This window comes from Guptibacillus sedimenti (assembly GCF_028610665.1).
Taxonomy (GTDB): Bacteria; Bacillota; Bacilli; order Bacillales; family Guptibacillaceae; genus Guptibacillus; species Guptibacillus sedimenti.
In genome coordinates this window covers 302,254-324,220 of the sequence record NZ_JAQQWV010000001.1, presented here as the reverse complement: position 1 = coordinate 324,220, position 21,967 = coordinate 302,254, and the positions used below count along the sequence as shown (strand labels likewise).

18 protein-coding genes and 2 pseudogenes are annotated in these 21,967 nt (G+C 35.4%); 1 reads left to right on the top strand and 19 read right to left on the bottom strand.

Annotation, left to right across the window (positions count from 1 at the left end; all coding sequences use genetic code 11):
• Positions 1–50: 50 nt before the first annotated feature.
• From PQ578_RS01660 to PQ578_RS01640, 5 genes are all read right to left on the bottom strand, one after another.
• Positions 51–851 (bottom strand): zinc ribbon domain-containing protein, encoded by an 801-nt coding sequence (locus PQ578_RS01660; protein WP_273831900.1) that lies wholly within the window; start codon positions 849–851, stop codon positions 51–53.
• A gap of 32 nt (positions 852–883) precedes the next feature.
• On the bottom strand, positions 884–2,302 hold the full coding sequence (locus tag PQ578_RS01655; RefSeq protein WP_273831898.1) for a TcaA NTF2-like domain-containing protein: 1,419 nt from the start codon (positions 2,300–2,302) through the stop codon (positions 884–886).
• Positions 2,303–3,062: 760 nt separating this feature from the next.
• Positions 3,063–3,851, bottom strand: coding sequence for an Ltp family lipoprotein (locus tag PQ578_RS01650; protein ID WP_273831897.1), 789 nt, complete (start codon positions 3,849–3,851; stop codon positions 3,063–3,065).
• 183 nt (positions 3,852–4,034) lie between these two features.
• Complete coding sequence (locus PQ578_RS01645; protein ID WP_273831896.1) at positions 4,035–4,544, bottom strand: TM2 domain-containing protein; 510 nt, start codon at positions 4,542–4,544, stop codon at positions 4,035–4,037.
• Positions 4,545–5,148: 604 nt separating this feature from the next.
• The gene (locus PQ578_RS01640; RefSeq protein ID WP_273831895.1) at positions 5,149–6,312 is read right to left on the bottom strand and encodes a cell wall-binding repeat-containing protein; all 1,164 of its coding nucleotides are present in this window, start codon (positions 6,310–6,312) and stop codon (positions 5,149–5,151) included.
• A 99-nt stretch (positions 6,313–6,411) separates the two neighbouring features.
• Here PQ578_RS01640 and PQ578_RS01635 point away from each other — a divergent pair.
• Positions 6,412–6,540: pseudogene (locus PQ578_RS01635) on the top strand (ATP-binding protein); the annotation flags it as partial.
• Between the two features lie 537 nt (positions 6,541–7,077).
• Here the strand turns inward: PQ578_RS01635 and PQ578_RS01630 are convergent.
• The 14 genes and pseudogenes from PQ578_RS01630 to PQ578_RS01565 all read right to left on the bottom strand — a co-directional run bounded on the left by PQ578_RS01630 (position 7,078) and on the right by PQ578_RS01565 (position 21,699).
• Positions 7,078–8,364, bottom strand: coding sequence for a cellulase family glycosylhydrolase (locus PQ578_RS01630; protein ID WP_273831894.1), 1,287 nt, complete (start codon positions 8,362–8,364; stop codon positions 7,078–7,080).
• Complete coding sequence (locus PQ578_RS01625) at positions 8,365–9,621, bottom strand: O-antigen ligase family protein (protein ID WP_273831893.1); 1,257 nt, start codon at positions 9,619–9,621, stop codon at positions 8,365–8,367.
• Between the two features lie 207 nt (positions 9,622–9,828).
• Entirely contained in the window at positions 9,829–10,716 is an 888-nt protein-coding gene (gene galU / locus PQ578_RS01620; protein ID WP_273831892.1) for a UTP--glucose-1-phosphate uridylyltransferase GalU, read from the bottom strand.
• Between the two features lie 95 nt (positions 10,717–10,811).
• Complete coding sequence (gene manA, locus PQ578_RS01615) at positions 10,812–11,774, bottom strand: mannose-6-phosphate isomerase, class I (RefSeq protein WP_273831891.1); 963 nt, start codon at positions 11,772–11,774, stop codon at positions 10,812–10,814.
• 13 nt (positions 11,775–11,787) lie between these two features.
• Positions 11,788–12,669, bottom strand: a pseudogene (locus PQ578_RS01610) (aldose epimerase family protein).
• A 62-nt stretch (positions 12,670–12,731) separates the two neighbouring features.
• The gene (locus PQ578_RS01605) at positions 12,732–14,477 is read right to left on the bottom strand and encodes a phospho-sugar mutase (RefSeq protein WP_273831890.1); all 1,746 of its coding nucleotides are present in this window, start codon (positions 14,475–14,477) and stop codon (positions 12,732–12,734) included.
• 24 nt (positions 14,478–14,501) lie between these two features.
• Positions 14,502–14,936, bottom strand: a complete 435-nt coding sequence (locus tag PQ578_RS01600) for an HIT family protein (protein WP_273831889.1) — start codon at positions 14,934–14,936, stop codon at positions 14,502–14,504.
• A 42-nt stretch (positions 14,937–14,978) separates the two neighbouring features.
• A complete protein-coding gene (locus PQ578_RS01595) occupies positions 14,979–15,506 on the bottom strand; it encodes a KdsC family phosphatase (protein ID WP_273831888.1) in 528 nt (175 codons plus the stop codon).
• A complete protein-coding gene (locus tag PQ578_RS01590) occupies positions 15,507–16,490 on the bottom strand; it encodes a KpsF/GutQ family sugar-phosphate isomerase (protein WP_273831887.1) in 984 nt (327 codons plus the stop codon).
• 15 nt (positions 16,491–16,505) lie between these two features.
• Positions 16,506–17,333 carry a 3-deoxy-8-phosphooctulonate synthase gene (gene kdsA, locus PQ578_RS01585; RefSeq protein ID WP_273831886.1) on the bottom strand — a complete coding sequence of 276 codons (828 nt, stop codon included), beginning with the start codon at positions 17,331–17,333 and terminating at the stop codon, positions 16,506–16,508.
• Positions 17,326–18,054 carry a 3-deoxy-manno-octulosonate cytidylyltransferase gene (gene kdsB / locus PQ578_RS01580; protein WP_273831885.1) on the bottom strand — a complete coding sequence of 243 codons (729 nt, stop codon included), beginning with the start codon at positions 18,052–18,054 and terminating at the stop codon, positions 17,326–17,328. The genes kdsA and kdsB overlap by 8 nt, the downstream gene beginning before the upstream one ends.
• Before the next feature lie 33 nt (positions 18,055–18,087).
• Positions 18,088–19,455: a sugar phosphate nucleotidyltransferase gene (locus PQ578_RS01575; RefSeq protein WP_273831884.1), complete on the bottom strand. Its 1,368-nt coding sequence runs from the start codon at positions 19,453–19,455 to the stop codon at positions 18,088–18,090.
• Positions 19,456–19,474: 19 nt separating this feature from the next.
• Positions 19,475–20,602: a glycosyltransferase gene (locus PQ578_RS01570; RefSeq protein WP_337957998.1), complete on the bottom strand. Its 1,128-nt coding sequence runs from the start codon at positions 20,600–20,602 to the stop codon at positions 19,475–19,477.
• 20 nt (positions 20,603–20,622) lie between these two features.
• A complete protein-coding gene (locus tag PQ578_RS01565) occupies positions 20,623–21,699 on the bottom strand; it encodes a glycosyltransferase family 4 protein (protein WP_273831882.1) in 1,077 nt (358 codons plus the stop codon).
• Positions 21,700–21,967: the final 268 nt, after the last annotated feature.

The window sequence follows — 21,967 nt, the reverse complement described above, 5'->3', positions numbered from 1 at the left end:
CAAGCACGTTATTGTATTTTAAAGATTAGAGAGGCATTCCCCACTTAATTCTAAAGCCCCCATAACATCAAATTGCTCATTTGATCAGCAAATTTCTCCACAACAACTGCTATGACAATTGCATAGAAAATCCCCATAAGAACAGTTGTGATAATTAAACCGTAATAAACATCTAGTCCTCCAGTTGACTTCTGTTTCAATGAAAAGACAAGAGAAGTACTTGAGACAGTAAACAAACTCGTGCCAATAACAAAGAATAGTAAGCTAATGAAATTTGCCGAAAGGGCAGCAAACAACACAGCTACCACGAAAGCTGCTGTAGGAATGACCATTAATACACCTAATCGAGTCATCACATTCATAAAGGAAAGATTAACCCGCATTAATTTTGCTACTCCAGTATTTACCGCAATAAAAACAGCCATAAAAATAAGGATATAAAGAAATGGTTGAATGACAAAAGATCCAAATGGAATCGTAATTGGAAATTCATATAATCCATCCGGAGCTACGTTTTTTGCAGTTACATATGAAAAGAATGGCAGTAAAAACGCGAACAGAAGATGGGTTATCATTCCGTTTACTTTATCTGAATCCGTCACGTTATGACTGGCAGCCATCGGTCCTTTAAATGCTTGAATGGCAAATGAAAAGAAGTTCTTGCTGATTAACTTACCTTTCTCAAGGTATTCATTATTCGTAGGTTCCGCAGCAACAGTTGCTGCTGTCATTTGTTGTGTCACTTGCTGGGGAGCAGCTTCAGTCGAATTACCTCCACTTAATTGACCTCCACATTCCCCACAAAACTTCGAGTTTTCTTCGTTACTAGCACCACAATTTGAGCAATACATTCTATCAACCCTTTATTTTGTTTTTATTGTTTCTAAATATCATTTCGATCGGTGTCTTTAATACTAATCTTCTTAATTTTAAATCCATCTACATGTTTAATAATCGTGTACGTCTTCTCTCGATCGTAATGAGTTTGTTCATTTAAATGATTGGTGAAAATAAATACTTCATTTGTCGATACAGTAAACGTGTTATCTCCCAAGTCCTCTATGTTCGTTACTGTATTATCAGTAAATTCATAGGAGTAGCCTTTATCTTGTAAATCACCGATATATTTCTTCAGCTCTTTATCGGCTGCACTCTGCTTAAGTAAAAAAGGGGCAACGATGCTATAATCCCGAGAGTTCAACGCCTCTTCATAAGCAACACGAAAGTCGAGGACGTGACTTTGAACTGCTTCACTTTCATCGATTGAGTCTTCATCATTAGACTTGGTTGTTGTTGAAGCCACGACCGAATCATCAACATCGAAGTCGAAATCGAGCGCGTCCCATGTATCTCCATCTTGGTTGACAGACTCAGTTTTGTAAGTTTTCCCCTTCTCATCTTTCCACTCCGCATGAAGCTTTACGTCTTGATCAATTGGAAAAGGTCCAAGCGTATCGAATTCAGAGAGTGTTTTCTTTGTGCTCTTCCCGTTGATGAAAAGGGTAGATTCAGGAATATTCGTATAGAACGTATGGTAAGAGCCCTCCAACTCAATTGGAAGATAAATCACGTCATCACCCTGACTCATCACCTTAATATTTTCCTCATGTATGAATTCTCCAAATGCATTACTAGCCGTTCCAGTTATTTCGAACTCTCCTGGATACGCTCTACCAAAACTGATTTCCTCTTCCGCTTCTTTGACCTCAGCAGATTGCTTATCAATGGTTAGCGTTGTGTTTGGAAGATTGCTGCTTACAATTAAATCACTCGGAATGGCATCAATTACGTATGTATAATACAGACCTGGTATGAAAGCCTTCTTTTTAACTACAAATACCTGGTTTCCATTTGCATCCCTGACTGTGGTATCAAATTTATCCTCAGAGTCTGCAATTCCAACTAGTTGGTAGCGGAGATCTTCCCACCCATTTTCTTTAACATATTGGAAATAACCTTCTTTATTAATAAGTGCTGTTTGATCGATATGAATCTCTTTAAGAAATGCATCTGTATTTCCTTCGCTCATTGCCCGATCCATCGCTTGAACTTTGTTCATAGGATCAATCATTGAGGTGATGATGAAATGAGCACAGATGAAACACGCGACAATAATACCAGTTGCGATAAAACCTATTTTCTTCTTACGTGAAAGTGGTTTTTTGGGTACTTTTTGTGCTTCAACCGGCTTAACGCCTTGTTCAGCTTGGTGCTTTTGTCCTTGAGCTTGAAGCGAGCCACATTCAGTGCAAAACGGACTGTCTTCTGAAAGTGATTTCCCACACTCTGTACAAAACTTCAATAGACTGTTCTCCTCTCATACTGTAATGAATGGCAAAATGTAATGATCACACCCTCCTTCCCTCGTGAAGAATTAGAAGCTCATAAGGAATCTTTCGAACTAGATATCTACCAATAATTCCCTCGTTATAGTATATCGGTAGAAAGGTATGGGACTTTTAGGGTAAATATAGATAAATTGGTTTTATTTTAAAAATTTGACCTTTTATTTTGAGTAGTAATACTTATTCTTACAAAACCTTATTCAATGATGTAATAAAAGAACATTGACTTACCTATAAACGTACAGTGTAAAAATTGAAAAGATTAGGTTTCATTAAAAGGTTTTTATATTTAAAGGGAGAGTTTTACTTAAATCGAAACCTCAACCTTGTTCCATCTTCCTTCAAAGACTCCACTAGAAACAGTTACATACTTCCAATCTTGTATAATAATATAAAAACTGTGAGGTTAGTCCATGTTTCTTTCTAAAGTACCTTTTAGGTAATTCATCTGATTTTTTGATGAGGTTGAAGAGATTTATTTTACATGAAAATGAATCATGATATCCGTCTCCACGTTTCAATATCAATGGGTGATACTGACTCGATTCCTCTGATTTGTACGAAAAAAGAGGTCGCAATTACTGCGATCCTCTTGGTGTTAACCTGACTATTGAGTCCAATTTTGATTGGCAAAAAATCTTTCTTCATAGGGAAAGTTCTCAAATGGTAATCTCACTTTAGTTTTTCAGTAGTCTTAGATCGCCGCGATTCTAAGATTTAAAACCCGATTTTATCCACCGCTTGAGTTGCCTGCTCTTGGGTAAATCCGTCGAACACAAGTTGATCTATCAGGGCGCTTCTTGAAAATGACATGACATCAAGATACGTTTGCCCTGCTTCTACTGCTTGGGCGTTCCAATCTACAGTAATGTGTTCCACCGCAAAAACAGCTTCGGCATTGCTGTACCCGTCGAATTCTAATTGCTTAATCAAGCCGATTTTCGAAAATGCCATAACGGATAAGTATGATTCTGCTGACCCAATGGCATTCTGTTGTGCCAATGTAGGACTTGGTTTTTCTCGTCTCTTCTCAGCTTTTTTCTTAGCCTCTTGTTCAGCTTCCTTTTTTGCTTCTTCTTCTGCCTCTTTTTTAGCCTTTTCTTCGGCATCTTTCTTTGCTGCTTCTTCTGCTTCCTTCTTAGCTTTTTCTTCCTCTTCTTGTTTAGCTTTCTCTTCAGCAGCTTTAGCTTCTTCTTCGTTTTTCTTCTTTTCATCAGAAGCTAGCTTTTCTTCTGCTTTCTTCGCTGCTTCTTCTACCTTTTTTGCTTCCTCTTCTTCTTTACCTTTCGCCTCTTCGGCATCTACTTCTTTTGCTGGCTCTGATGAAGTTGTTTCTGTTTGTCCACCATCGGGCACCGTTACACTAAAGATAAAGACGATAACTAACGCCAATAAAATAAGCCCATTTCTTTTTCCTTTTCCATTTCGCTTCACTAATCCAATAATAGTGATAACACCTACAATAAGTATTCCTAACATACTAATAGCAAAAATAAATAATGCCATTATAGAACAGCTCCATTCATCCCCATTTATTTCTTCTTTGATGATTGGGATATACTATTTGATCGGTCAATCTGGACTTACATAATGGTACTAGTGCTGATAACTATGACCGTCTCTATTACTAGGTAAATTTAGTACACCATTAAAGGTATAAGAATCGGGGGCATATGATGCTTCTCAACCTCAAGCCGCTCGCCTAAAAAAGTTGCGATCATGCTTTGATGCAAAAGACTCATTACTCGAGAAGAGATAGATAACTCCTTCAATAAGGCCAACAATTGTCGGAATGTAGGTCCATGAGAACAATAGATAAATAATTCCCCATCCCCATCTACCAAGATAAAATTTATGTGCGCCAAAGGAACCAAGTAGAATAGCTAAAACGCCCGCTGTAATTCGACTCTTAGAGAAGATTGGTTGATCTCGTTCAATTGACCCACTTGAACTAACTGCAGAACTCGAAGCTCCTCCTCCACCTCCTGCATTCATAAAGACCATTGGATTTGAATTATTTTTACTTTCTTCTAGTCTTTCAATCTTACTTTGGTTTTCTACCATCATTTCACCAATACATGCTTTACAGTAATTCTTACGCTTTACTTCTGTATTACATTCCTGACAAATAAATTTACCACAGCCTACACAAGTCCCAATGGATGACTGATCTTCATGAATATAGCAGCTTAACCCCACTAATAATCCCCCTTAAGTCACGATTATATATAAAATCAATTACTATTATATACTAAAATATCTTTAATATGGATAATAAAAACATAATATACCTTTTTAGTGATTCTTTTGTACCTGATTTCCATTTCTAATTTATTATCTATACATTTAGTCCCCATCCTTTTCCTGTTTTGATAAGCTTTCTATGAGATACGGACTGGAAGCTTTACCACCTAACCACATGCAAAAAGATCACCGCATAGAAAGAACGGTAATCCACTTCTTTTATATGATTTGACTATTTCACGCTAAATCTCTAATTCCCAAGATTTAACCCCAAGCAATTTCTCCCCTAATTCACTAAGTTCAGGTTTCTCATATTTCTTATGCTCCCACCCTCGGACCGAGACCCACACAAGCCGAATACTGAGGGATATAGTCATGGGAAGCTTCAATATCACAATTCACAGTGCATTCTTCACACTGGGGATTTCTCTTCCATTCAAATTCAAAAGATATAGGACCTTGCGTAATGCTTCATTTTCTTATAATCTTAAAAACTATATCGAACTAAAAACAGCCCTTTCCGATTTAGAAAGGGCTGTCCCACTTTGTAGCTTTCAATTTAATAACAAAGTATCTCTAATCCAATTCTACAAATGGATGCATCATTATCAAAATGCTCTACTATGGCTTTGTTTGTATCATAACGACTCTTTCCAGATAAACGTATGGGATCGGGTAATTGATCCATTACCTGATTAGAAACAACGCCCGTTCCACCTACAACAATTGTTTGTTTCTTTATAGTTGCTTTCGTTTCTGATGGAAGTTTGTTTGTTCCTGTTAAGACAATTGGAATACCATTTCGTGCAGCAAATGGTGCAATAGCAAGAGCATCTGCAAAATTGCCCCCATAAGCAATGATAACCTGGTCACTATCGATCTTATCTGCAATTTTCGCAGCCGTTTCATACCGGTTTTTTCCACTAATGCGATCAACGATTAAGTTCATTGCTTTAAGCTCTTCTTCAACCTCTCCTGAAACGGCACCACTACCACCGATAATCACCACTTTTTTAACACCTAGACGCTTCAGCTCTTCTTTCGTGACAGTCGTTAATTTTTCTTTCTGTGTCGAGAGAATAGGTGCATCTAATTGATAAGCGTATGGAGCGGCAGCTAAAGCATCTGGAAAGTCATCTCCTCGAACGAGAAGAGCTCTTTCCGACCCATTTTCGAAAGCTGCTTTTGAAATTTCAACAGCTGTTTTGTAGCGATCTTTACCGGAAATTCGGTTTGTTTTTTGAACAACAACAGCTGTTGTCGCCTTACTCTTGTTACCAGAGCTATCTGTCACCGTTACACTAATTTCTGTCCCTGGTTTTTGCTTTTCATAGGTAACTTCGAAATCGCCATTAGTCGACGTCTTCGTTGTACCAATAACGTTCGTTCCAGCTTTCACCTGGATTTGAGCTCCAGATTCAGCCTTACCTTTGGCGCTTGTTTCAGTCGCAATCGAGATAACAGGAGGTGATGGAACAGTATGATCTTCTACTGTTACCGTTGTTGATTCACTTTGATTACCTGCTTCATCAACAGCATATACTCTTAGCTCAACTCCTGGCTTTTGTTTGGAATAAGAAATTGAAAATTCTCCAGAGTTGGTTACTTTTCCATTACCTAGTTCTTTATCATCTACACTTACATAAACGGTTGAACCTACTTCTGCTTTCCCAGTTACTTTCGTCTCGATTGTAAGAGAGACAATTGGTTTTGCAGGAGCCATTTGATCTTCTACTATTACGATTGCGGCTTCACTCTGATTGCCAGCTTTATCTACAGCGGTAATAACTAACTCCGTTCCAGCAATTTGTTCAGGAATATCGACTATGTGCTGGCTACGGCCATGTTAGACCAAATCGTTCACCACTCTACTACATTTAATATAAAAGGTAGATCTTACAGATTAAGAGAAAAAGTAAAAGCTGTCATACAGCCAGCTAAGATGCGCTAATATTAGAGAATTTGTTTCCGTTGAAAGGAATTTTAAACCGTTATTGACATACCATTTGTATTCCAATGATTTTCATCACATCCAACTAATTTCGTCCCTAATAATGCTAAAAACAATATTTTTTTCATAGAAAACTCCTTTATTAAAGTATTTCTACCTCCATTTATTTCGGTATGATAAAAGCAAATATAAAGCTATAATTTAAAAATGATACGTTAACTAAAGAAAAGCACGGGAGTCGCCCATGCTTTTTCTTTAGTTATACCTTATAAACTGCTTACATTTGTTTCTTATCTATTAAAACCAGGAGGCTAATCATATTCTGATTAGCCTCCTGGTTTAACTGTTAATCTACTAGTAAAGAAATAACTCTTTTCATTCATCACGAACTTACACAAAAAACTAATCACAAACACAACACCAAACCCAATAAATCCAACCAGCGTTTCTATCACTGTCCACATCTAAAGTGTCTGTTTCTCAGTACTTCAGACATTTTCACTTTCGCAAACTTTCATAATTGTTCCATATAAGTCTTCAATCTATTATTAAATAATTAGGTCTAGTCTTGAGAGTCAAATCCACCTCTTTTCCCCATTTCAGTTTACGTGTGGCCCCTAGCATTGAAATTACTTCCCCAGTTCCCGATTTCAGAGGAATTTTTATATTTTGTTTACTTTTATTAGTGGTCCAGTAAACAATAATATTTTCCTCATTACTATTTTTGAATTTTAATATATAATTTTCTGAATTAGATGTATGTATTCTTTCGATGTATTTAAAACCATTTAAGTTTTTAGATATTGTTTGAATTGATAAGAAAGATAATTTCGGAGTAGAATCATACCATACCAATCCAAAATTATGCTCTTTATTATTCTTATCTACACCATCATTTTTCCAGTCATACCAGATGCTAATGGGGATTTCAGCCATAGAATTAATAAGAAAAATTCTTGCAAGATATGATGCTTGTTCCATTTCATTAATTGAGATATTATCTTTCTCATGCATGGAATAACCCCATTCACCAGAAATGATAGGGATATCCTTACCGGAATAATCATTGAGGAGTTTTCTTAATAATTGATAATCATATAATGCAGATTCTGGGAGATTATTTCTATACGGATGAACAGAAATTGCATCAATATATTCTAGTATATTTTCTTCAAACAACTGCTTTAACCATTCTAGGGATTTTGCGTGTATTCCTGCCAAAGCAGGGGCAACTATTACTCCCGAAGGATCTTTTTGTTGAATAATAGGACTTACTTCTTTCACTAGAGTACTATACTCCGCAATACTAGGTTGTGGTTTCCAGAAAGTTTCTAAATTAGGTTCATTCCAAATTTCCCAAATTATATTTTGTCCTTTATACCTATTAACAGTAGCTGCCACAAAATTGATAAATCCAGTTCTACCTTCATCTGTTATTATAGATCTTTGTTTTTCATATAATGGATTTTCATAAGCCAAAATGTAGTAAGGTCTTATACCATACTTTTTCAATAAATTATTTAATTCATCATAGCCACTATTTTTAAAATCATATGTGCCTTTTGTTTTCTCAACATTTGACCAAAAAATATCAATTCTCACGATATTAATTCCCGCATCATTGATTTGTTGAATATCTTGTTCTGTTATACCAGGATGTATACTAACCCCTATACTTTTTGAAAAAGAAGGGAATGTTCTTAGAGGTTCTTTTGGTATTTCCCTTTCCAATTTCAAAAAAAGTATTAGTATAACAATCAGATTAATCACTACGATACTAATAATTAATTTTTTTGGGGTATTGAGTGTTCTAAAAAGAATCATTTAGTAGTCCATTAGAGCATATTCTTTTTTTGTCCAGGAATAAAATAGTTTTCGTTCAAAAAGCGCAATAAATCCCATGGAAATAAAAACATTAAAGAAATTTGCATACATTAACGGTTCAGTTGCAGCAGATACAAAATAAAAAACACCAAAAGATAATGCTACCATAAGTCCTTTATTCTTATATAAACTTAATATCAACACGAAAATTGGTAAGGTATAGAATAACAATCCCATTATTCCCTGGTGAAACATCATGGATACTAATCCGTTACTATTATTACTAGTACCCGTTAGAGCTTTAAATTCATTATTATTTAAATATCCCCAACCAAAAAACGGTTTTTGAAAAAACAAGTCCATACCAATGTTTAAATCATTAGTTCTTAAATCGTACGAAACAGTACCATTGTTAACTTTTTGGTTGAAAATTTGTAACCCAATAATAATAGCGGTAATTATTATAATTGGAACGATATATATTTTAAAAATCATGCCTATATTTGTCTTAGGTTTTTGCTTTAAGTATTTAAATGTGAGTAGCGTCAAAACAATTAAAAAACCTGTGGTTGAAAAGGTTGTAAACATATTAAGAACTAATAAAATTAACACTGATTTTCTAAACTTTTCTTTTATAAAAAGCTGATAGAACAAAGAAAAACTAATATATATTTGAAAAACACCAGGTTCCCAAAATATTGAGTTGTTTCTTACTACTCTCCATGAAAACCAATTAACTTCTTGCCAATGAAAGTGAAATCCCAAGAAAACTTTATATGGTTTTTCATTTATCACTTCCATAAAATAAGGTAAAATTTTCATAATATCTAATAAAACATATGAAAATATGGAATAAATACATATTCCTATTATTAGGTTGTTGAATATTTTTAATATATCGATTTTTTTTATTATACAGTACCTAACCAAAAAGAAAATAAATATAAATTTAATAATAAAAAGAAGATAATTTATTATAGTATCATCGTAATTAATAAAATTAATTACAAGGTAAAATGGAATAACTAAAGTCAAGAAAAATAATTGCTTATAATTAAAATTTTTACTCAAGAAAAATATCGGCATACAAAGACCTAATACGATCATTTGTGAAAAGTTAAAATATTTTTGATCAAGTATTGCTCCACTTGAAAAAATTATGAAGAAAAATATTAAATATAAATAAACGTTAAACATCTTGGGAGTATTAGTTATTATTGAACTTGGAAGTCTTTTATTAAAAGTAATATCTCTCATTATTGGCTCCTTATTGGGCTATTAACTACACTATAACACTCTAATATACTCACCTAACTAGAGCAATACTTTATTTGGAAATCCTTTTAGTTTGAGATTCTTTATCATCAATAGTATGTTAACCCTATAGACAATAAAAAACATCATCACTGTTAATGAAGAATGAGTTTAGGACCTGTCTATGAAGATTATCGCTTTCACACAATATTATGAATGAGAAAATTCCTTTTCTACAACACTCTTCAAATACTCCATCACTTCACTCTGAAGATCCTCTCTCCCCAAAGCAAAATCAACCGTCGCTTTAATAAAGCCGAACTTATCGCCTACATCATAACGATCTCCTTCGAATTCATGTGCAATAACGGCCTGCGATTCATTCAACAATTTAATCGCATCAGTTAGTTGCACTTCGCCACCTGCACCTGTAGGTAACGTTTCAAGAATCTCAAAGATCTCCGGAGTTAGTACGTAACGACCAAGAATTGCATGGTTCGATGGCGCTTCTTCAATCGAAGGCTTTTCAACAAACGTTTCTACAGGAATAACGCCTTCCTCCAGCATGCCTTCTTTCGGTGCAATGATTCCATATTTCGAAACGTTTTCCCTCTCAACTTGCTGTACACCAACCACAGAACTATTGTAGCGGTTATATACCTCCATTAACTGACCGATACATGGCTTCTCTGAACGAACGATGTCATCCCCAAGCAATACAGCAAAGGGTTCATCACCAATAAAGCTCTTCGCACACCCAATGGCATGACCAAGACCTTTTGGTTCCTTTTGACGGATGTAATGAATGTTTGCTAGATTTGAGATCTTTTGCACTTCTTCATACATTTTGTGCTTTTGTTTCTTCGTAAGCGTTTCTTCTAGCTCATAAGATTTATCAAAATGATCTTCAATCGCACGCTTTCCACGACCGCTGACGATAATGATATCTTCAATACCTGCTCGCACTGCTTCTTCTACTATGTATTGAATCGTTGGCTTATCTACTATGGGAAGCATTTCTTTTGGTTGTGCTTTTGTAGCAGGAAGGAACCTTGTTCCTAGACCCGCCGCTGGAATAATTGCCTTTCTTACTTTCATAAATCATCTTCCTTTCTTCATTTAAGTTTTTATTATGTACGTAGTTCTGCAGACCTATATCTATAAAATTAGGGTGATATCATATTTTATTCTCTTTATCCGTTACTCTTTGAAACCATCATTTCTAATTTACCTTCCACGACAAACTCTTTCATCGAGGATGGAATGATGAAATGATCGCCTTTCATAATGGAAAGAGCATCATCATCTTTCACACCAATGCTACCCTCACCACTTAGTACGCTAACGAGTAGATATTCATCGTTCGTTGAATTTTGAACATGTCCATTTACTTCCCATTTCCAAACGGTAAAGTACTTTTCTGTCACTAGTTCTGTTTGGACTAGCCCTTCCTTCACTTCACGTTTCGGATGAAATTCTGGATCTTCGTGAGGAACAGTTGATACTTCGATTGACTGCGCAATATGAAGGTCACGTTTGTTTCCACTAGCATCGGTTCGATCATAATCGTATACCCGATAGGTTGTATCTGAACTTTGTTGCGTTTCAAGAATCATCGTGCCTTTTCCGATTGCATGTATCGTGCCACTTGGAACATAGTAAAATTCACCAGGCTGAATCTTAATGCTTCTTAACAAGCTATCCCATTTACCTTCTTCAATCAATTTCTGGAACTCCACTCGTGATTGAGCATGATGACCAAAAATGATCTCAGAATCATCTTCACAATCAAGGATATACCAGCATTCTGTTTTTCCATATGCTTCATTCTCTACTTCTTTTGCATAAGAATCATCGGGGTGAACTTGTACGGAAAGGTCATTGTTTGCATCAAGAATTTTAATTAATAGTGGGAAGTGTTCTCCACCTTCATTCCGAAAAAGGTCTCGATTTTCTTTCCATATGATATCTAAAGTTTTTCCTTTAAGCGGACCATTCAGGATTTCAGAAGGTCCATTTGAATGAGCTGATATCCCCCAGCATTCGCCAGTCGTTTCTGTTGGTATGTCATAGTCAAATTTTTCACGCAGGTTCATTCCACCCCAGATACGATCTTTAAAGTTCGGTTTTAAAAAGATTGGTTGACGTTCGTACATATATTCCTCCAGCTTATCTACTTTCACGAATTGTCTTTGATGCAATCGTGACAAATGTAGTCATTGCTTCACCAGGATTGACGAATTGAAGATCTTCTTTTTTATTAATATCATTCATTTTGGCCATCCATGTCTCGATGCACATGAACTCTTTATTTTTCTCAGTCCAGAACACCGCATACTTAAATTCACTGCCATACGACATGCTTATATGGCGATTCACTTGCGCTAAATCAAACTCAATATGTTGATGAATAACATGTTTCAGAGCTACTGCTTCACTCTTATTTGTTAGATCTACCTCACCATGAAATGCCTTTACTTCCCCATCATTGTAGTCATAATAGTCCCTTGCATCCGCTTTATAAATTAAACTCTTATCCTTTGAATTAAAGTACGGATGAAATCCTGAATAAAATGGCATGGTTTCACTAGAATGATTGCTGTGGCTTTGCTTGATGGTCAATTCATTGTTTTTTTATGTGTACGTAAAACGCAGTTCAAAATCAAATGGAAAGGATTCTTTTGTTTCACGATTACTTTTAAGTTGTAACGTTATTTGTGCTCCATCTTCTGAACTTGTCTCAATGACATCCCATGGCAAGTTCCGTGCAAATCCATGGTTCTTCATTTTGTATATTACACCGTTCAAGCGGTACTGCTTTTCTTCTAATTGGCCACAGATCGGAAAGAGAATTGGAATCCCCCATCGAACATTGGCTTCCGCATCACTAAATGTTTCTTCATTCAGGTATAAAAGTTCTTCGCCGTCTGATTTGTATCCAATCACCATACCGCCACGTTCAGGAGCGATTCGCACCTCTGAGTTAGTATCACAGTTGATCAGATGATAGATTGTGTATCCATTAATAACTGACTGTTTGATTTCATACATAACTGTTAACCCCAGACACTTATCGTTGCTATTAGCCCTCATTTGAAAGAGGGCTACATTCTTTAAACTCTAACAGTAAGAATCTGATCAACTAGGCCCATCACTTCATTCTTTACTTGCTTAAGCAACTGTTGACTTGCTTCTAATGAATCTTCTTTCACTCCAAAGTAAAATTTCATCTTTGGTTCAGTCCCTGATGGGCGCAGGCAAAACCATGCGCCATTTTCAAGCTTATATTTAATCACATTCGACTTAGGTAGCACTATTTCTTCTTTTGTATTTCCAAGTACATTTGTCGCTTCGCTCAATTGATAGTCTTCAATCCTTACAACTTTATGATCAGCAATACGTTCAGGAGAATTCTGTCTAAACTCATCCATAATGGTAGTAATTTGCTCTGCCCTCGATTTCCCTTTTAGCGTAAGGGATTCAAGTGCCTCCTGGTAATAGCCATATTTCGAAAAGACATCTAGAAGTCCTTCATAAAGCGTTTTTCCTTTTGATTTATAATAAGCTGCCATCTCTGCAGCGAAAAGACATGATTGAACAGCATCTTTATCTCGCACAAAGTCTCCAATTAGATAGCCATAGCTTTCTTCATATCCAAAAAGAAACGTGTGCTCGCCGGTTTCTTCAAACTCTTTGATTTTCTCCCCAATGAACTTAAAGCCAGTTAATGTATCCATACTCGTTAATCCGTAACTTTCTGCAATATCTCTCCCGATCTCCGAAGTAACGATTGTTTTAAGAATAGCGCCATTTTCCGGAAGAGTTCCATTCTTACTTCTAGTAGAGAGGAGATAGTCTACCATTAAAGCACCAAGCTGGTTTCCACTTAACACTTCATAATTCCCCTCAAGATTTCGAACCGCTACACCTACACGATCAGCATCTGGATCGGTTCCCATAAGAATATCGGCATCCAATTCCTCACCATACTGAATAGCAAGTTCAAAAGCCGCATGCTCTTCAGGATTAGGACTAGCAACCGTTGAAAATTCAGGGTCAGGCAGTTCCTGCTGTTTAACAACCGAAACGTTTTCAAATCCTAACGCTTCTAAACCAGCACGCACTGGAAGGTTACTCGTCCCATGAAGTGGAGTGAATACTATTTTGAGGTCACTGTTGTTCCGATCATCCTTATCCTGATTGAGTGAGATCGATTGTAACTGGTTGATGTACGCGTTATCCATTTTTTCACTCAACATAGTTAGGATTCCGGTATTTTTCAACTCCTCAGGATCCGCTACCTCAACTGCTAGTTCGTCTTCCACTGAATTCACATGATGAATAATCTCATCTGCAACACTAGGGGTGATTTGCCCACCATCAGGACCATAGATCTTATAGCCATTGTATTCTGGTGGATTATGGCTCGCTGTAATAACTATTCCAGCATACGCATGTAGATATCTAACCGTAAATGAAAGTTGTGGTGTTGGACGAAGTGCATCAAATAAATATGTTTGGATCCCATGGTATCCAAGTGTTTTTGCGGTTTCTAAAGCAAATTCAGGAGATTGGTGTCTTGAATCGTATGCAATAACAACACCACGTAACTTTGCTTCTTCCCCTTTTTCTTCTATGTATCTTGCTAGCCCTTCAGAGGCTTTACGCACGGTATAAATGTTCATTCGGTTTGTGCCTGGGCCTATTTCCCCGCGCATGCCGCCTGTGCCGAATTCTAAATTTTTGTAGAAAGAATCTTCTATAACTATTTCATTGTCTTGGAATTCAAGTGATTGTCTATAAGATTTATCTAGGGTTTTACTATCTATCCATCTGTTATATTCTATTTTCCAGTCCATTTTTTCCCCCGACTTCACTTTAGTTTATGTATTAAGTTTGTTTACTAGACCTTCAATTAATTTATCTACACTTAATTTATCTAATGGTTTGATGGATTTTTGTTGAGTAGCTTGTTCTATTAAATCCAACCCTTTTAATTCCATTTCATGTGTTCTAGGTATCAGATGAATATGTTGATGTCTTACTGCCTCACTAATGATTACTGTATAAATTCTATCTACTTCAAGTAATTCAGTTAATATCTTTGTTACTTTTTTCACAAGGGAGTTTATTTCAACTACTTCTTGATCGCTGAACTCATAATAATTTTCCACATGTCTTTTGGGCTCTAAATAAAGGTATCCTAATATACCAGAAGTTAATGGACCATGAAAAATATTAGAATAATCATCTTCATATATTTTCATATTAGAATTCAAATTCTGATTATGCTTTTCACAAATAACACATTTCTCCAAATTGCCACCCCACTTTAAAACAATAGGCTAGCACATGCTAGCCTATTGTTTTAATTCATTTTTTCTCCCTACAAACTCTTCTATTAGTTGATCATAGTCATATTGTTCTTCTAGAATATAATCTACTATTTCTCTCACAGCCCCATAACCACCCTGAGCAGAAGATATGTACTTAGAACGCCTTTTAACAGATCCCACTGCATTTGAAGGAGCACAAGGTAAACCAACAATATTTAAAATTGGAATATCATTAAGGTCATCGCCTACATAACACACATTTTCTAACTGAATTCTCAACTCTGATATCATTTCTTCTAAACACTCTACTTTGTGGTGTATGCCCTGATATAGGAAATCAATTGATAACTCAGAAGCACGTTTTTCCACAGCTTTAGAACTCCTACCTGTAATAATAGCTACTTTAATTCCAGTGTATCTCGCAAGACTAATTCCCATTCCATCCTGAGTATTAAATCCTTTATATTCAATTCCATCTGAACCTATTAGCAAGGTCCCATCAGTTAAAACCCCATCAACATCTAATACGATTAATTTAATTTGAGACTTCATTTATAACCCCATCTTAGTAAGATCATGTATATGAACCATAGAAATTGGTTCATTCTTATCATTTAGAACTGGTAAGACATTAACTCTTTTGTCTTCCATGATCTTCAAAGCTTCCGCTGCAAGGATTGTATTGGTTATTGTGACCGGATCTTTAGAATATAATTGACTCACTGGGGTCTCTAAAATATGATTTCCTTCAATAAGTGCTCTTCTAATATCTCCATCAGTTAAGATACCTTCAAGCGTACCGTCAGTTCCAATAATCGATATTGCTCCTAGTCCTGATTTAGTCATTTCAAACAGAACATCTTTGACTTCTATATCCCCGTAAACAACCGGATTATTAGTGTTTGAATCAATAACGTCCTGAATCGTAAGTAATAACTTTCGTCCTAATGACCCACCAGGATGAAAAAGAGCAAAGTGCTCAGGTTGAAAATCCCGAGCTTTTAATAACGCAATTGCAATTGCATCACCTATGGCTAATGTCACAGTTGTACTAGTAGTAGGGGCTAATCCTAGTGGACAAGCTTCTTCAACTTTTCCAATACTGAGAATAACATCAGACTTTTCAGCAAGAGTCGATTTTTCCTTACCTACGAGGGCAACCATTTTAGGCCCAATGCGTTTCAATGATGGTAAGATATTTAGTATTTCATCAGTCTCACCACTATTCGATATAGCTATAACTACATCGTCTTTTGTTACCATACCCAGGTCTCCGTGGAGTCCTTCTGCTGGGTGAAGAAATAATGAAGGAGTTCCTGTACTAGCTAATGTTGCCACTATCTTTTGAGCAATAAGTCCAGATTTCCCCATTCCAGTAACCACTACACGGTTTTTACATTTGAGAATCATCTCTATCGTTTGATTAATTTCGCCATTCAATCTTTCACTTAAAGATAAAATAGCATTTGCCTCGATCTCAAGTACTTCCTTTACACTTCCAAGGTAATCCTGTTTATTCTCAATAGATGTAGTCATATTAGCCTCCATCACTTATAAACTTTTTACTAGACGATCTATTTCAACAATTGGCTTTAGAATCTCTTCAATTTCATCTAACTTAAGCGTGTTAGGACCATCGGAAAGCGCCTGATCTGGATTAGGATGAACCTCTGTGAATAGGGCATCCATTCCAACACCAGCCGCAGCGCGTGAGAGATAAGGAACAAATTCTCTTTTACCGCCAGTGCTTGTCCCTTGGCCCCCAGGGATCTGCACGCTGTGTGTAGCATCAAATACTACCGGAACATCAAGCTCACGCATAGTAATAAGCGATCTCATATCAACAACCAGATTATTATACCCAAATGTCGAACCACGTTCCGTTAGTAAAATGTTTTCATTACCAGATTCTTTAAGCTTCACCACTACATTCTTCATATCCCAAGGAGCAAGGAATTGGCCTTTTTTTACGTTAATGATTTTCCCAGTTCGGGCAGCAGCTACCAATAAGTCAGTCTGTCTACATAAAAAAGCGGGAATTTGGATAATGTCCAGAACTTTCCCTGCTGCTTCTGCCTGGGTATAATCATGAATATCAGAAGTGACAGGTACATCGAATTCTTTTTTCACTTTAGATAAGATCTCAAGACCTTTTTCCAATCCAGGACCACGTTCAGAATGAATAGACGAGCGATTTGCTTTATCAAAAGAGGCTTTAAATACATATGGAATACCAAGTTTGCTAGTAACTTCTTTCATTTTACCTGCAATTTCAAAAACAAGATCTTCACTTTCAATCATGCAAGGACCTGCAACTAATACAAACGGATTATTACCGCCAAATGCAATTCGATCATTTAATCTAATCTCTTTAACCATGTTGAGCCTCCAATATTCTTTCTACCTTTAAAATGTCTTCTGGTGTATCTACGCCAACAGCGTCGTAGTTTGTTTCAAGCACTTTAATATTTATACCATTATCTAGTAATCTTAATTGTTCGAGCATTTCAGTTTTCTCTAATATAGATTTAGGAAGAGTTACAAATTGCTCAAGTGTCTTTTTGGGAAAACAATAAATCCCTAGGTGTTTGAAATAGTGAATGGGTTCAATAGAACGATTGTATGGAATAGGGGATCTAGAAAAATACATTGCATTTGCTTGATTGTCAGCAACTACTTTAACTACATTTGGGCTATTTAAATCCTCTATGTCCTTTATTTTCACTTTAGCCGTAACTACACTTTCTTCATTATCAAGAGCTAATTTAACAATTTGATCAATAAGCTCCGTTCTTATTAGAGGTTCATCTCCCTGGACATTTAGAAAAAGATCACCATCTACTTTACTGGCCACTTCAGCCATACGATCCGAACCTGATTCATGATCTTTTCTTGTTATAATAGCTTCTCCACCAAAATCAACGACAGCTTGATAAATATCGTCATGATCAGTTGCCACTATTACACTATCAATATTATTAGAGGCTTTAACTCTTTGATATACATGTTGAATCATAGGTTTTTCAGAGATTAAAGCCATTGGTTTTCCGGGAAAGCGTGTTGACCCATGGCGAGCAGGTATAACTGCAACTACTTTCATTGTCTCCCACCTTTCATTAATTTTATAAGCAGATCAATTTATAACAGAAAATTCTTTCTCAACTTCTTGCCACGTCATAAAAATACGAATAATATCTTCCTCAATGAGTTCTGATCCAGTTTGAACTTCAATAAATTCTAGTTCTGTATCTGCTTTAATTCCATGTTCAGCTTCAACGGGGACCTCAATTATATCGCCAGATTGAATTTTGCTGACCTTCCCATTTAAAGCAAATTCTCCTTCACCTTTTACAATTGTCCATATTTCATTTCTTTTAAAGTGTTTTTGATAACTGAGATTCTTACCTGGTTTAATGCAAATTTTCTTAGTAAGCACTTCATTGCCATTATCAAATTTCGTATAATCCAATACTTTATACCATCCCCAACGCCGTTCTTCATACATTGGTCGTTGTTCGAATCCCTGGAGTACTGATTTAATACGTGGACTTGCTTCTTTATCAGAGACCAATATACCATCTGGACTTGTAGCTACCACTAAATTTGAAACACCTAAAATTGTTACTGGGATATCTAGTTCATTTACTAGGTGAGTATTAACGGAATCACTACTAATAGTTCCCTTTCCTATAAGGTTGGCACCCATTTCTTCTGTTAGCGTGTTCCATGTACCTAAGTCTTTCCAATATCCATTGTAAGAAATAGCTGCTATTTTTTTTGTGTTTTCTACAACTTCATAATCAAAACTTTTCTTGGGGAGTCTATCGTATTGCTTTAATAGTTCATCGTATTGAATTGGTAGATTCTTATCTTGTAAAATAGAAATAATATATTCTAGCTTAAATGCAAAGACACCACAGTTCCACAATGCCTTGTCCGAAATAAGCTCCTTAGCCTCATCTTCGGATGGTTTCTCTTTAAAATGACTTACTTCAATATAATTCTCCTTTACACTACCAGGTACAATGTACCCGTACTTTGAAGAAGGATATGTAGGGTCTACACCCATTAAAGCTAGGTCAGCAGATGAATTTTCCAATGCTACTCCCAAATCCTTTACCCGATTAAAAAAATCCTCTTCTACATAAGGATCAACTGGTAAAACACTTACAACCTCGTTAAGACTTACTCCCTTTACTGAGTAGAGATAAGTAGCTGCTAAAGCTATTGCAGGAAATGTATCACGTCGTTCTGGTTCTATAATTAATGGTACTTCATTTCCTAAATGATTCTTCATCATTTCTACTTGAGATTTACTTGTTGCGATTACTGTAGAATCAACTAAATTCACTTTTTTAAGTTGACCCCATACTCTTTGTACCATTGATTCTAGTTCGAGTTCTTTATTTTCAAGCACTTTTAGAAACTGTTTAGAACGGGAGTCATTAGACAACGGCCAAAGTCGTTTACCGGAACCACCAGAGAGCATAACAAGCTTCACAAACATCACTCCAATTTCTTTAAATAATTCTTTCCTTTTCGATTTGCTTAACACTTATTCCTAGAAGGTTTTTATACTCATTCACAATTTTATTATTCATTATTTCACTTGTGAAATTATCCTTATAAATCCGATATCCATTTTCACCAAGACGTGTTAGAGCTTCCTTATTCATACTATTAAAAATTTCGTTTAACCTTTCATAATTATCAAGATCAAATACATATCCATTAACTTCTTCTTTCACAAGTTCTGGTAATGCCCCAATGTTGCTAACAATTACCGGTTTCTTGTTTTTCATTGCTTCCACGGCAACTAGACCGAAGCCTTCCCATCTTGAGGGCATAATAATCGCATCAAACATTTGATAATAAGAGTCTAATTTATAGTTATCTACCCAGCCTATATTGATTACATTTTCAGGAATATCTAAATGCTGATTATCAAGAACTCCGTCGCCAATTAAGTATAGACTTATTTTTTTATTTGGATACTTATTAAAGAAATCGATCAAGATATCTAATCCCTTTTGCTTATCAAACCTACCAACAAACAAAACATTTATTTTATGAGGATCAATTGATATTTCTAAACTAACAGCGTTCTTACTAACTTTTTCAGAGATACCGTTGTAGATAACAATTGACTTATTTATGGGAAGCTTGTATTGAAGTGACTTATTCTGCTCATTTTTTGATATATTCACTATCAAATCTGTTTTTCTAGCTAACGCCCGTTCAACAATTGAGTAAGCAATTTTACTTTTTTTTGATACATCCATTAGAAAAGACCAACCATGAGAGCAATATATTATTTTCGGTTTGCTTTTCTTCATAAAAAAAGGAATCCTCACAAATATTCCAGCAAATGTACTGTGGACATGCACTATGTCTGGCTTAATTCGATTAATCGCTTTATGAACATCAAAAATGGCTTTAAGTATATATCCGGGTTTTCTCAAGTAATCATAAAATATTATATTCTCTCTATTTAATGAATACTGCTTATCTGAATAGTTTTTACTAACCATTAAATAGACTTCGCTAATATCATTATGCTTATTTTGATAGGAGGTAACCTCATTTATATAAGTTGCAACTCCACCTTTAACGTATTCTCCTACATGCAATACTTTCAATGAGAACACTCCTTTATTTGCATAATCGATTAATCATTAATTGAATTAAATAATTCTTTAGCACAATTTTCCCACGAAAATTTCGAAGCTTGTTCCAACCCTTTTTCTACAAGGTCATTTCTTAAATTTCTATCGGATAACAATTTTTGAATTTCATCAGCAATATCTTTAGGCTTATCAGGATCGCAATATAAAACTGCTTTACCACCCACTTCTGGTAACGAAGCACGGTTAGAAAGAATTATTGGACAACCTACGGTCATAGCTTCCAACGGAGGTAAACCAAATCCTTCGTAAAATGAAGGATATACAAAACAAAATGCACCTCTATATAAAGCTTTTAATTCAGAATCACTTACATAACCTAAGTGTATAACATTATCAGGTAGATCAATGCCATCTTGACTAAATACTTTAGGGTCTGTCCCACCAGCAATTACTATGTTAAAATCATTCGACTCTAAATATGTCATCGCTTTTACAATTGCACTAAAATTCTTATTAGGATTCAAGCTACTAACTGCTAAAATATAAGGTTTCTTATCTAAACCCTTATTTTCAATGTAATTAGTTGCTTCTTCTCCAAAAGTTATATGTTCGTTACCTTCATAAATAACTTTTATTTTTTCTTTTCCATGTTTTAAATACTTACTTATTTCACCCCTGGAAAATTCTGACACTGTGACAATTTTTTTTGAAAATTTCGCTTGTGCACTCAACATAGCTTTATACCAATTTCTAAATATAAACGAGAAGTTTCTACTATTGGCAAAAACAGCAGTATCATGAATTACAGTAATTTGTTGTTTTTTTAATCCAGGACCGGCATTACACAAATTCAGAAGCATTTCACCTTTCACATAAAAAGGTAGTTCTATCTGTTCCCAGAGATGCCCTTCAAATCTACCTACTTGCTTTATTTTAATGTTATTTAGCTGAAATTCACTAATTGATTTATTAGGGGTTAGTATATAAAAACTATACTTAGTACTATCTATGTAACCAGTACCTATTAACTTGTCAAAAGCCTTAACAACTTCACGGGCATACCTTTGCACCCCTGTTACGGACTGAGTTAAAAACCGTCCATTAATATAAACTTTCATAATTTATCCTCATTCCTTCTATTTTAAGTGCCAATATTTTAGATATTATATTATAAGCAGCCTATATGAAATTACATTTTTTATACTAAAGCACATTAATTCTGATATCTTAGTATTAATGGATGAGGTGAATTTATATATTATGGATCTTTTATATAATAAATCATGATAACAAAACCCAATATTAAGTTGAAAATCGCAACTAAATATGTTTTATCTATAGAATCATTTATTATATAAATATAAATGACTATAGTATTAAAATTAT